Annotated in this window: 9 protein-coding genes; 7 read left to right on the top strand and 2 right to left on the bottom strand. The window is 47.0% G+C overall.

Annotated elements, in window-relative coordinates:
* The first annotated feature begins 9 nt into the window (after positions 1 to 9).
* Positions 10 to 2,178, top strand: a complete 2,169-nt coding sequence (locus IDJ76_RS09700) for a glycoside hydrolase family 3 protein (protein ID WP_191163100.1) — start codon at positions 10 to 12, stop codon at positions 2,176 to 2,178.
* A 77-nt stretch (positions 2,179 to 2,255) separates the two neighbouring features.
* On the opposite strand, the gene IDJ76_RS09695 is transcribed toward IDJ76_RS09700, so the two are convergent.
* Positions 2,256 to 4,241: an alpha-L-arabinofuranosidase C-terminal domain-containing protein gene (locus IDJ76_RS09695; RefSeq protein ID WP_224746270.1), complete on the bottom strand. Its 1,986-nt coding sequence runs from the start codon at positions 4,239 to 4,241 to the stop codon at positions 2,256 to 2,258.
* Positions 4,242 to 4,278: 37 nt separating this feature from the next.
* Positions 4,279 to 5,454, bottom strand: coding sequence for an aldose epimerase family protein (locus tag IDJ76_RS09690; protein ID WP_191163099.1), 1,176 nt, complete (start codon positions 5,452 to 5,454; stop codon positions 4,279 to 4,281).
* 332 nt (positions 5,455 to 5,786) lie between these two features.
* Between IDJ76_RS09690 and IDJ76_RS09685 the strand changes: the two genes are divergently transcribed.
* The 6 genes from IDJ76_RS09685 to IDJ76_RS09660 all read left to right on the top strand — a co-directional run bounded on the left by IDJ76_RS09685 (position 5,787) and on the right by IDJ76_RS09660 (position 13,755).
* Positions 5,787 to 6,494: an NUDIX hydrolase gene (locus tag IDJ76_RS09685; RefSeq protein WP_191163098.1), complete on the top strand. Its 708-nt coding sequence runs from the start codon at positions 5,787 to 5,789 to the stop codon at positions 6,492 to 6,494.
* 100 nt (positions 6,495 to 6,594) lie between these two features.
* Complete coding sequence (locus tag IDJ76_RS09680; RefSeq protein WP_191163097.1) at positions 6,595 to 8,301, top strand: ribulokinase; 1,707 nt, start codon at positions 6,595 to 6,597, stop codon at positions 8,299 to 8,301.
* Between the two features lies 1 nt (position 8,302).
* Positions 8,303 to 9,004 carry an L-ribulose-5-phosphate 4-epimerase gene (locus IDJ76_RS09675; protein ID WP_191163096.1) on the top strand — a complete coding sequence of 234 codons (702 nt, stop codon included), beginning with the start codon at positions 8,303 to 8,305 and terminating at the stop codon, positions 9,002 to 9,004.
* 57 nt (positions 9,005 to 9,061) lie between these two features.
* Positions 9,062 to 10,429 (top strand): glycoside hydrolase family 27 protein, encoded by a 1,368-nt coding sequence (locus tag IDJ76_RS09670; protein WP_191163095.1) that lies wholly within the window; start codon positions 9,062 to 9,064, stop codon positions 10,427 to 10,429.
* Positions 10,430 to 10,479: 50 nt separating this feature from the next.
* Positions 10,480 to 11,970 carry an L-arabinose isomerase gene (gene araA / locus IDJ76_RS09665; protein ID WP_191163094.1) on the top strand — a complete coding sequence of 497 codons (1,491 nt, stop codon included), beginning with the start codon at positions 10,480 to 10,482 and terminating at the stop codon, positions 11,968 to 11,970.
* Positions 11,971 to 12,048: 78 nt separating this feature from the next.
* The gene (locus IDJ76_RS09660) at positions 12,049 to 13,755 is read left to right on the top strand and encodes a sodium:solute symporter family transporter (protein WP_191163093.1); all 1,707 of its coding nucleotides are present in this window, start codon (positions 12,049 to 12,051) and stop codon (positions 13,753 to 13,755) included.
* Positions 13,756 to 13,888: the final 133 nt, after the last annotated feature.

Raw genomic sequence — 13,888 nt, 5'->3', positions numbered from 1 at the left:
ATTCTAAAAATGAAATATTCTATCGGCAATTTAACTTTCATAATCCTGCTGGGGTTGTTACTGATTAACCAGCAACCTGTATCCGCTCAAAAAAAATCATTCGGGGATGCCACGCAACCTATAGATACACGTGTAAAGCAATTGGTAGCCGAATTGACGCTGGCCGAGAAAGTATCCTTACTGGGCTATCGCAGCAAGGCGGTGCCGCGTTTGGGCATCCCCGCCTACAACTGGTGGAACGAAGGTTTGCACGGTGTAGCCAGGGCTGGCGAAGCTACCATTTTTCCCCAAGCCATTGCGCTGGCTGCTACATTTAATGAAGACTTGATCCAATCCGTATCTAACGTTATATCTACCGAGGCGCGTGCCAAATATAATTTATCTGTAGCGCGCGACAGGCGTTTACAATACATGGGCCTAACCTTCTGGACACCTAATATCAATATTTTCAGGGACCCGCGCTGGGGCCGCGGCCAGGAAACTTACGGAGAAGATCCTTTTTTAACAGCGCACATCGGTACGGCATTTGTAAAGGGCCTGCAAGGGACAGATCCTGCTTACTTAAAAACAGCTGCAGCGGCTAAACACTTTGTCGCCCACAGCGGCCCCGAAGCCACCCGCGATTATTTTGATGCTATTGTTGATGAAAAAGACCTGCGCGAAACCTACCTGTATGCTTTTCATGCCTTGGTTAACTCAGGGGTCGAGTCGATCATGACGGCTTACAACCGGGTTAATGGCGTACCCAACTCAGTCAATAAATCGTTAGTGGCCGATGTGTTACGCAAAGAATGGGGCTTTAAAGGCCACGTCGTAACCGACTGCGGCGCACTCGACGATGTATTTTCTACCCATAAAACCATCCCTACGGCAGTACAAGCCGCAGCTGCCGCAATAAAGGCGGGTATAGACCTGGACTGTTCGTCCGTTTTGCAAAATGACGTAATTAAGGCTGTACAGCAAAAGTTATTGACGGAGAAAGAGGTGGACGTGGCACTTGGCCATGTTTTAAAAACACAATTCAAACTGGGCTTTTTTGACGATGCCGCTAAAAGCCCGTACTATAGCTACGGTGCTGATAGCGTTCACAATACGCAACATATCGACCTGGCCCGCAAAGCGGCACAGCAAAGTATGGTGCTGCTTAAGAACAGTAATAACTTGCTCCCACTAAAAGAAAACAGCTTCTCCAGCGTTATGGTCCTCGGCCCCAACGCGGCATCGTTAGACGCCATGGTAGGTAGTTACCACGGGGTAAGCAGTAAGGTAGTGAACTTTGTGGAAGGTATAACTGCCGCGGTAGATAAATCGACCCGGGTTGAATATGATATGGGCTGCGATTACCGTGACACTACCCATTTTGGCGGTATATGGGGTGCCGGAAATGCCGATTTGACCATTGCCGTAATAGGTTTATCGCCGGTTTTAGAGGGAGAGGCCGGTGATGCTTTTTTATCAGAAAATGGTGGCGATAAAAAGAATTTGAGCCTGCCTGCAAGCGAGATCGCTTTTATGAAGGCATTAAGAAAAGGCGTTAAAAAACCTATCATCGCGGTTATCACAGCGGGTAGCGATGTGGATGTAGCTGCAATTGAGCCCTATGCCGACGCCATTATATTTGCCTGGTACCCCGGCGAGCAAGGCGGCAATGCATTGGCTGATATTGTTTTAGGAAAGGTAAGTCCATCCGGCCATTTACCGCTTACCTTTTACAATTCGGTTAACGATCTGCCCCTGTACACCAGTTACAGCATGAAAGACCGTACTTACCGTTACTTTAATAAGCCGGTACAGTATCCTTTCGGCTTTGGGTTAAGTTACACCAGTTTCGCTTATGAGGCACCTGCCCTCCCGGTGAAGTCCTATACGCAAAAAGACACAGTTAGCGTAAGCGTAAATATCAAAAACACAGGCAACTTTGATGGCGATGAGGTAGTACAGGCTTATATTAAATACCCAAATATGGATAGGGTGCCTGTGAAAGAAATGAAGGCTTTTAAGCGCATCAGTTTAAAAAAGGGCCAGGACGGCACCGTTAATTTAAAGATCCCTTTGACAGAACTGCAAAAATGGAATCTTAAAACCCACAGCTGGAAACTTTATCCGGGTAGTTATCAATTGCTGTTAGGCAGTAATTCGGCAGATGAAAGAATTAAGATGCCATTTGCGGTACATTAGGCACCATCATAAAGCCTGAACTTGATAATTGTAAAGGGAATTGAAAACTTAAAGTTTCAATTCCCTTTTTTATTCTTTTACATTCCAACCGCTTTCAGCCTGATCACTTTAAAAGTTAGGGGTTCTACAGTAACGTTTACTGCTTTTCCATCAACGTTAATCAAGCTTTTTACCGGGCTTATGGCCGTTGGTGCAGCTAAAGAGTTTTCGGCAGCTTTATCTGCACTGCGCAGGGTTATAACTGTCGCCGTTTTTCCATAACTCTTCCCGCCCTCGATATTAAATTTTACCGGCTGCGCAGTCGCCCCGCTGTTCACAAATTTGATGATCAGTTCGTTGGTGCCTTTATCAATACTGGCTGTGGCATAATAACCATCCTTCCCGCTTACCATTTCGCCTTTTTGTAAAAGCGGCACTACATCTGTCCCCTTATTTAGCGAAAACAACTGCTGTACATAATAACTCGGCGAGCCGTACGACCTCAGGTTATCGAACCAAATCAGATCGGGCCGCCACTGCCAGGCATCTACGTGGGCAAAAAGCGGGGCATATGATGCCATGTGCACTACATCGGCATTGCGTTCCAGTCCGGTCATAAAGGCTGCCTCAGATAAGGCGCAGTCCCAGTTGTTTTTATTTTCGGGGCTGCCACCACCAACGCTTTGCGCTGCATATTCACCAGCAAATATCTTGGGGCCGTTACGGTCATAGTTATCGTATCGTTTAGCGTTATCAAAGAACCATTTAGGCGATTGGTAATAGTGCTCGTCCAAAATGTCGGCATGCTGCGCTCTAAAAAATTTATCCAACCGGGTAAACTCCTCGCCGGCGGCAAACGGCCCAACGCTGGATATGATCTTGATGTAGGGATACTTATCTTTTATTGCTTTGGTGAAAATTTTCCAGCGTTCAATGTATTGCTCGCCCCATTGCTCGTTACCCACACCCATCATTTTTAAATTAAAGGGCTTTGGGTGGCCTAAGTCTGTACGCAGTTTACCCCATTTGGTATCAGGGCCGCCGTTGGCAAATTCTATCAGGTCCAGGGCATCCTGTACATAGGGGTCTAACTGATCAACCGGTACCAGTTGCCCGGTATTGAACTGGCAAGCCATCCCACAATTTAAAATGGGCAGCGGCGAGGCACCGATATCCTCGGCCGTCATAAAATATTCCATAAAACCCAACCCAAAGGTTTGGTAATAATCGGGCGTTGGGCGATGTTTAAATTCCATGTTCCAGCGGTTGATGATGGTCTCGCGTTTATCAATATCGCCAATGCTCTTTTTCCATTGGTATCGGTTAGCCAGGTCGCGGCCCTCTACGATACATCCACCGGGGAAACGTAAAAAACCGGGTTTCATATCGGCCAGTTTCTGCACCAGGTCGGCGCGTAATCCTGCCGGGCGATTCTTCCAGGTATGCTCCGGGAACAGCGAGATCATATCCAGGTCAATCGCGCCTGTTCCTTTTAGCCAAACATATAACGATGCTTTATCTTCCGTTGCGGTAGCGGTAAATTTAACAGCGTACTTTTTCCATTGGGTGGCAGTCGGCGTTAGGCGACCGGTGCCTATCACCGCGCCTTTGGCGTTGTGCAACTCTATCAGCATGGTTATAGGGCCTGTACCGGGCTTGCGTGCATTTACTGAAAAACTGTAACGCTCATCCTTTTTAATGCCCATACCCCGGAAACCCTCATTCGACAATCCGAAATACCCAGTCGTGGCGTTTACATTTACCTTAATGATATGCGCGTTTTCAGGCCGTTCGGCGGTGCGGTCAACCACCTCGATACTGCCTTTGCCGCCGCCTTTTAGCCGCTCTGTCCACGCAGCTAAAGGCGAGTTAAACTCAAATGAACGGTTCTTTACAAGTTCGGCATATACCCCGCCGTCTGCCGCCATATTGATATCCTCAAAAAAGATCCCGTACATATTGGGCTCGATGTGCGCCTTAATTTTATCTGCGGCTATGGTAAAGATCATTGGGGTGATTTGTGCACGCGCGGTTACCATCGCCGCGGCAGCAAATCCGGTTAAAAGTATTTTTTTGATGAACATTGGGTTATTATTTTTGTGATGACGGTTAGCGGCCGCATTATTTTACTGTAAATTTATAGGTGGTACTGGTACGATAGGTAGCGCCGGGCTTCAAAACCGTAGAAGGAAACGATGGCTGATTGGGCGAATCGGGGAAATGCTGGGTTTCCAAACAAAAAGCCGAACGCAGTCCGTAGGCCTTACCGCCTTTGCCATCGTGCGTTGCACCGGTTAAAAAGTTGCCGCTGTAAAATTGCAGGCCGGGTTCGGTAGTATATATTTCCATAGTGATTCCTGTTAAGGGGCTGCTTACCACAGCTACAGGTTTGGTACCGTCGTTTTTATCCAGCACAAAGTTATGATCGTAACCCTTACCATTGCTTAACTGGGTGTCTTTAGCCTCAATATCCTTACCAATAGGTTTAGCGGTAGTAAAGTCGAACGGGGTACCTTTAACCGGCTGTATCTTTCCTGTCGGGATCAGGGTGGTATCTACGGGAGTAAAGCCCGTGGCATTTATCACTAGGTTGTTATCCAGTATGCTGGGATTGCCTTCGCCATTGAGGTTAAAGTAGGCATGGTTGGTTAAATTAATAACCGTTTCCTTATTCGTGGTAGCCGTGTAAACAATCTTCAGGGCGTTATCGTCGGTAAGGGTATAGGCAACCTTTACCACAAGCTTGCCCGGGTAGCCGCCTTCACCATCCGACGATGTATAGGATAAATTCAGGGTCTGCCCATCCTGTACCGCATCAAACACCTGCGCATAAAAACCTTTAAAGCCGCCATGCAAGGTGTTCACGCCGTCGTTAATATCTGCCTGGTAAGCTTTGCCGCCCAATGTAAATTTGCCTTTTGCAATCCTGTTGCCATAGCGGCCAATAATAGCTCCCAAAAAAGGTTCTTTTGGTTTTCGGTAAGTTTGTACGTTATCATAACCCAACACCACATCAACCAGTTTACCGGTTTTATCGGGCACCATCAGGCTTACTATTCTGCCGCCATAATTGGTAATTCTTGCGCTGGCCCCGGCCTTGTTGGTGAGTGTGTACAACCTTACCTGCTTACCGTTTACTTCGGCTTCAAAGTTTTTTGAGGCTGGTGCGGCGGGTGCAGTACGGGCTGTTGCCGAATCGGCTTGACTTTCGTTTTTTGCAGCCGGGCTGTTGCAGGCAGTCGAAAATGCCAGCGCGCAAACAATAAAAAATTCACAGGAGTAATTTTTTGTTCTCATATTCTATTGTCGTGAAAAGTATCTTCAAAAATTGGAATTTGAAGATCAAGCTGATTTATAATTGAATTTGTTCTGACTTCAGTCCTTTTATGAATTTTGGGATCGAACTACCCGCAATTATCGACACTTTCTGCCATCATCAAAACCGAAGGTAAAATTTAATTTTATTAATTGTGAAATAAACACTTAAAATATTTGATGTAATCATCAAACCTTTAATAATGTTTAATTAGCTGAAAAACCTTTTTAATCATGAATTTTAAAGAAATATCTTTTTAATACCCGCTTAAACTATATTTGTCCGCGACACTTGTAAATCTAAGCCGCCTCAAATGCAAAAATATTCTAAACAGACCAGGTTTTTAATTGCGGTAGATTGTATTGTATTTGGTTTTGATGGCGAAACACTAAAGCTCCTGCTCATTAAAAGAAGCTTTAACCCCGAGAAGGACAAATGGAGCCTGATGGGTGGTTTTGTACAATCTGATGAAAGTTTAGACCAGGCCGCAAACCGCATCCTAAAACAGCTAACCGGTTTAGAGGGAGTTTACCTGGAGCAGATGTATTCGTTCGGTGAAACCAACCGCGACCCCATAGAACGCACATTATCTGTAAGTTACTTTGCGCTTGTAGACATCCACAAGTATGAAAAACAGATTAGTACGGATTTTCATGCCGAGTGGGTCCCGCTTAAACGCATCCCCAAATTGATCTTCGACCATCAGGAAATGGTTGAGATGGCCAAAAAAAGCATCCGTTATAAAGCTGCCCTGCACCCTATACTTTTTGAATTGCTCCCCTCCCGCTTCACTATTCCGCAGTTGCAAATACTTTATGAAAGCGTTTTTAATACCAGCATCGATAAACGGAATTTTAGTAAACGAGTATTAGCCACCGGTTTATTGATCAAGTTGGCTGATAAAGACAAAGCCGGATCTAAACGCGGAGCATACTACTACCAGCTAAACATGCAAAAGTATTACGCAAACTTCCAGGCGTTTATCAACATTATCCCTAATCCCGATTCTTTACAGGCTTAACTGGTTTTGCCATTGTCGACAAAATAATTAACTGTTTTCAGTAAAATTTCTTTTTGTAAAAAAATAAGTGTTATTTACACACTCAATTATAAAACCATTTATGAGTAAGGACCAGTATGTGATTGGGGTCGACTATGGGTCAGATTCTGTTCGCTCCGTGATTGTTGATGCAGCAAATGGCCGGGAAGTGGCCTCTTCGGTATTTAATTACCCACGCTGGCGGCAAGGTTTATACTGCGATGCCGCCCTTAACCAGTTCAGGCAACACCCTTCAGATTTTATTGAAGGCCTTGAAACAACTATAAAAGACTGTATTCAAAAAGCGGGCGGGGCAACAATAGCTGATGCGATAAAAGGCATCTCGATAGATACTACCGGCTCTACCCCCGTAGCGGTAGATGCAACCGGCACACCTTTAGCCTTGCTACCGCAGTTTGCAACCAACCCTAACGCAATGTTTGTGTTATGGAAGGACCATACTGCCATTAAAGAAGCAGCCGAGATCAATGCACATGCTGCTAACTTCGATATTAATTATTTGAAATACGTTGGCGGGATTTACTCGTCAGAATGGTTTTGGGCAAAACTGTTGCACATCGTACGGGTTGATGAGGCCGTTAACCAGGCCTTGCACTCCTGGGTGGAGCATTGCGACTGGATCCCTTTTCTGCTTACAGGAGGCACCCGCGCTGCCGATATCAAACGCGGCCGTTGCTCTGCCGGCCACAAAGCCTTATGGGCCGAAGAATTTGATGGATTACCCCCGGACAGCTTTTTCAGTTCGCTTGATCCTCTCCTGACCGGGATAACCGGTAAACTTTATAAAGAAACTTTTACTGCCGACCAATCCGCAGGCCTTTTAAGCGCAGAATGGGCAAAAAGCCTAGGCCTTAACAGCAATGTGGTGGTAGGTACCGGTGCGTTTGATGCGCACATGGGTGCCGTGGGCGGCCAGATAGAACCTTACTATTTAAGCAAGGTAATGGGTACCTCTACCTGCGATATTTTAGTAGCGCCATCGGCAGAGATAGATGGCAAACTGGTTAAGGGTATTTGTGGGCAGGTAAATGGTTCGGTTATACCCGGTATGACGGGGCTGGAAGCGGGCCAATCAGCCTTTGGCGATACGTACGCGTGGTTTAAAAGCTTAATATCATGGCCTGTAAATACCCTACTTTCACAATCTACCCTGGTGGATAAAGCTACCGCAGATGCTTTGAGAGATGAACTGTCCGATCTGATCATCCCCGAGTTGAGCCGCCAGGCCGCATTGCTACCTGTTAATGAAAGCAGCGAACTGGCGGTCGATTGGTTTAACGGTCGCCGCACGCCCGATGCTAATCAGGCTTTAAAAGGCGTAATCAACGGGCTTAACCTGGGCAGCGATGCGCCGCGTGTTTTCCGTGCGCTGGCAGAAGCTACCTGCTTTGGTGCCAAAAGTATTGTAGACCGCTTTATCAGCGAAGGCATCCCGGTGAAAGGCATTATCGGGATTGGCGGCGTTGCAAAAAAATCGCCCTTTATTATGCAAATGATGGCTGATGTGTTGGGCATGCCTATCCGTATCCATCAATTTACCCATACCTGTGCTTTGGGTGCAGCTATGTTTGCCGCTGTTGTGGCCGGTATTTATCCAAATGTAGAGGAGGCCATGAGCGCAATGGGTGGTGGTTTTGATGCAACCTATGAGCCTAACCCGGCGCTGCAGGCGGTCTACCAAAAACGTTATCAGCAATATCAAAAGCTTGGCGGGCATATTGCCGGGCAAACCGGTGTATTAAACAGCAATCAATTACAAACAGCTTAATATGAGCCAGTATCAACATATTAAAAAGACGGCTTATCACGCCAATATGCAGCTGCCAAAACTTGGCCTGGTGCTTTTTACCTTTGGTAACGTAAGCGCTGCCGATAGGTCGTTAGGTGTTTTTGCCATTAAACCCAGCGGTGTACCTTACCAGGATCTTGTGCCCGACAACATGGTGATTGTAGATTTTGACGGTAACACCGTAGAAGGTGATCACCGGCCGTCATCAGACACAAAAACCCACGCCGTTCTATACAAAAATTGGCCAAACATCGGCGGCATCGCGCATACCCACTCCACCTTTGCAACGGCCTGGGCGCAATCGCAACGCTGCATCCCCATCTTCGGCACTACGCACGCCGACCACTTAACAACCGATATACCCTGCGCCGCCCCCATGAGCGACGAAATGATCCGGGGCAATTATGAATACCAAACCGGTTTACAGATAATCGACCATTTTAAAGACGCGGGCTTAAGCTATGACGAAGTGGAGATGATATTGGTGGGTAACCACGCCCCTTTTACCTGGGGCAAAACTGCCGATAAGGCGGTTTATAACAGCGCGGTTTTAGAAAGCGTAGCGCACATGGCCTATTTAACCGAACAGATCAATGCTAAGGCCCCCCGGTTAAAAGATGCACTGATCAAAAAACATTACGAACGCAAACACGGACCGGACTCGTATTACGGGCAGAGTTAGTTCATTTGTTTATCGATTCAATAGTTTATTAATTAAATTTTACAGAGAATAAATAGCATGAAATTCCGCCAACTTATCATAATTGTTGCTTGCCTTAGGTTTTGCTTTAACGCATCTGCACAAACTAAAATCGCTGCTACCCCGCCAATGGGCTGGAACAGTTATAATTGTTTTGGCTCGGCAGTGCATGAGGATGAGGTAAAGGCCAATACCGATTATATGGCGGCAAACCTGAAAGCCTTTGGCTGGGAGTATATTGTGGTTGACTTTCTGTGGAGCTACGATAACCCGCCGGGCAGTAACATTGGCAACCCGTTCCAATTGCGTTTGCCCGATGGTGCCTATGTGCCCTGGTTAACAATGGATAAATGGGGCCGGTTAATGCCGCAGCCCAACAAATTCCCGTCGGCTATAAATGGTGCCGGGTTCAAACCCCTGTCGGATTATGTACATGGCAAGGGCCTGAAGTTTGGCATTCATGTAATGCGTGGCATCCCGCGCCAGGCGGTTTGGTCTAAATCACCGGTTAAAGGCACCAACGGAATCACTGCGGATATGATTGCCGATACCAACTCCAAATGCCCATGGATGAACCACATGTACGGCCTCGACATGAAAAAGCCCGGCGCACAGGAATATTTGAATTCGATACTGGAGCTATATGCAAGCTGGGATGTAGATTTTATTAAGGTAGATGATCTTTCCCGCCCTTACAGCGCTGCCGAAGTGGAGGGCTACCAAAATGCCATCAAAAACTGCGGCAGATCTATGGTTTTAAGCCTTTCACCGGGCGAAACACCTGTGGCACAGGCAGCACATGCTACCAATTACGCCAACATGTGGCGCATGGCCGACGATTTTTGGGATAACTGGAAGGAGATATTACACATGTTTGATTATGCAAAAAGCTGGGAAGGCGTTGGCGGCCCCGGTCACTGGCCCGATGCGGACATGATCCAGATTGGTAAACTATCCAAACGCGGCCCGGTTGGCAAAGAACGTTACAGCCGCTTTACCGAAGACGAACAATATACACACATGACCTTTTGGAGCATATACCGGTCGCCGCTGATGATAGGCGGCAACCTGCCCGAAAACCGCGACCTGGAACTAAAACTATTTACCAACGCCGAAGTATTGGCTGCCAACCAAAAAGGCGAAAACCCCAAACAGCTTTATAAAAAAGATGGCGCAATGGTTTGGTACTCGCATGTGCAGGGCAGTAAAGACCTGTACGTAGCTTTGTTCAACATCAGCGATAGCGATAAAAGTATAGCTATTGATTTAGCCAGCCTGGGCTTAAAAGGCAAAGTAAAAGTGCGCGACCTGTGGAAGAAACAAGGCGCAGGCACTTTTAAAAACAGCTATCAACAAGCCATCAACCTGCACGGCGCCGCCTTGCTCAGGATATCACCCATCAATTAAAACTATACAAATCACTAATCCGCTAATTCAATAATTCACTAACTAAATACATGATCGATCTTAAAGAATTTGAAGTTTGGTTCATCACCGGGAGCCAGAACTTATATGGAGAGGAAACCCTTAAGCAGGTGGCCGTACACTCACAGCATATTGCCGATGGCCTTAATAACGCCGGACAGATACCTGTACGTATTGTTTACAAACCGGTAGTAAAAAGCACCGACGAAATTTACAATACGTTACAAGATGCTAACATCGCGCCAAACTGTATCGGTATCATCACCTGGATGCATACATTTTCGCCCGCCAAGATGTGGATCCGTGGTTTGAACATCCTGCAGAAGCCAATGCTGCACCTGCATACGCAATACAACCGCGATATCCCCTGGAGCAGCATCGATATGGATTTTATGAACCTGAACCAAAGTGCCCACGGCGACCGCGAGTTTGGCTTTATGGTATCGCGCCTGCGCAAAAACCGCAAAGTAGTAGTGGGCCACTGGCAAGATGAAGAAGTGCTTGGCCAGATCAACGGATGGGCACGTGCCGCAGCAGGCTGGCACGATTGGCAGGGTGCTAAATTTGCCCGCTTTGGCGATAATATGCGCTTTGTTGCCGTTACCGACGGTGACAAGGTGGAGGCCGAAACCAAATTCGGTTTCTCGGTAAACACCTACGGCATAGGCGACCTGGTAGCGGTGATCGATAGCATCAGCGAAGCGGAAGTAACCGCCCTTACCGATGAGTATGAGGCAAGTTATACGATGGATGCCAGGCTGAAAAAAAGCGGTGATAACTACACTTCTGTTTATGAAGCTGCAAAGATAGAACTGGGTTTGAAGAAATTCCTGGAAGATGGTGGCTTTAAGGGCTTTAGCGATACATTTGAAGATCTGCATGGAATGGTGCAGCTGCCGGGCATTGCATCACAACGTTTAATGGAAGCCGGTTATGGCTTTGCCGGCGAGGGCGACTGGAAAACAGCTGCTTTGGTACGCGCCTTCAAGGTAATGGGCAGCGGCCTGCCGGGTGGTAACGCCTTCATGGAAGACTACACCTACCACTTCGACCCGAATAATGAGTTGGTACTGGGTTCGCATATGCTGGAGATAGATTCGTCGTTAGCCAGTGGCAAGCCTGCCTTAGAAGTGCACCCGCTGGGTATTGGCGGCAAGGCCGACCCGGCCCGTTTGGTATTTAACGTAGCCGGTGGTAATGCGTTGAATGCATCGCTGATTGATATGGGCAACCGCTTCCGCCTGCTCATCAATGAGGTGGAAGCCGTTGAGCCGCAAAACGACCTGCCGAAATTGCCGGTAGCCCGTGTGCTCTGGAAACCACTGCCCGATATGAAAACAGGCTGTGCGGCCTGGATCTACGGTGGGGGTGCGCACCATACCGCTTACAGCCAGAATTTAACGGCAGAACAATTACAGGACTTTGCCGATATGGCAGGTATAGAGTTTCTGCGTATTGGTAAAGGCACAACTATCGAACAATTCCGTAACGAATTACGCTGGAACGATGTTTCGTACCGGTAAAACACATAAAGCAGGCGGCCGGATGGGACCATTGCTGCCTGCTTTATCAAAACAATTAAACCAGTTAGCAATCAAATTATGAATAAATTTACGCATATAGATTACATCATCTTTGTGATCTACTTTGTTGTAGTATCCGGTTATGGTTACTGGGTGTACAGCCGCAAAAAGATCAAGGGTGTATCAGACAGTAGGGATTTCTTCCTTGCCGAAGGGTCGCTTACCTGGTGGGCCATCGGGGCTTCGCTAATTGCCTCCAATATCTCTGCCGAACAGTTTATCGGCACCAGCGGGCAGGGCTTTGCAGTAGGTTTGGCCGTTGCCGCCTACGAGTGGGTGGCCGCTATTGCACTTATTATTGTAGCGGTATGGTTTATCCCCATTTTTCTTAAAAATAAGATCTTTACCATGCCGCAGTTCCTGCACACCCGCTACAACGAAACGGTGAGCTTTATCATGGCCATTTTTTGGCTGCTGTTATATGTGCTGGTGAATTTAACCTCTATATTATATCTGGGTGCGTTGGCTATAAACAGCCTTGCCGGGGGTGGTTACCTGCATGAGATCATTATCGCCTTAGCCGTATTCGCCTTGTTTATAACACTTGGCGGCATGAAGGTGATCGGTTTTACAGATGTTATACAGGTATTGGTATTGGTAGTAGGCGGTTTAGCCACAACCTACATCGCCCTTACCCTGGTAAGCGAAAAATTTGGTTTGGGCCACGATGCCATAGCGGGTTTAAGCGCCATGTTTAAAGATGCGCCCGAGCATTTTAAAATGATAATGGCTAAACCACAACCCGGTGCACCACAGGCCGAGATCAACAAGTACCTGGCCCTGCCTGGCATTGCCATGTATTTTGCCGGCCAGTGGATTGTAAACCTTAACTACTGGGGCTGTAACCAATACATCACCCAACGTGCTCTAGGTGCCGATCTGAAGACCGCCCGTACCGGGATCCTGTTCGCCGGTTTAATGAAACTGGCTATGCCGATCATCGTAGTATTACCGGGTATTGCTGCTTATGTACTATACAAAAATGGCGGGCTTCAACAGGAGATGTCGTCGGGCGGGCACTTCAATTCAGATAACGCCTATTCTGCTATACTCGGCTTTTTACCAACCGGACTTAAAGGGCTTTCTGTTGCTGCACTTACCGCCGCCATTGTTGCATCGCTGGCAGGTAAGGCTAATAGTATCAGTACCATCTTTACGCTCGATATTTATAAAAAACACATAGACAAAGGCGCAAGCGAAAAGAAAATGGTGATCACCGGCAAGATCGTGATCCTGGCGGCACTGGTATTCTCCATCATCCTTACCTGGAAAGATCTTTTAGGCATTAGCGGCGAGGGGGGGTTTACCTACATTCAAAAATATACGGGCTACATTAGCCCCGGCATCTTTGCCATATTTATATTAGGATTCTTCTGGAAACGCACCACAGGCGCAGCGGCCATTGCCGGGATCTTAACCAGCTTTGCCATGTCGGTGTTGTTCAACAATTTTGCGCCGGCCTTATTCGGGCACGAAACACTGCTGTATACGGCCTTCCCTACAGGGGATGCCAAAGGCACCTGGCAAATTCCATTTTTGATCTGTATGGGCTTGTCGTTTTTCTTTACCGTTTTAGTAATGGCCGTAATCAGTCTTGCCGGGCCTAAAATTAACCCTAAAGCGCTGGATATCCCTAAACACATGTTCAAGGTTGATAAGGGCACGTTGGCACTCATCATCGTAACCTTAATGCTGCTTACCATGCTTTATGTTAAATTCTGGTAAGTTTTAAAATGTCTCTTCTGTAATTAATGGTAATATTAAATGCTGCACGGGCGCCCGCCCGGCAGCATTTTTTTTGATGTGTCTACTAAAAAAAACAGGGTAAAAGTACTTTCATATTGCAGTAATAATTTGC

Source organism: Mucilaginibacter glaciei (genome assembly GCF_014773245.1).
In the GTDB taxonomy this organism is placed as follows: Bacteria; Bacteroidota; Bacteroidia; order Sphingobacteriales; family Sphingobacteriaceae; genus Mucilaginibacter; species Mucilaginibacter glaciei.
This window is presented reverse-complemented; position numbering and strand designations above follow the sequence as displayed.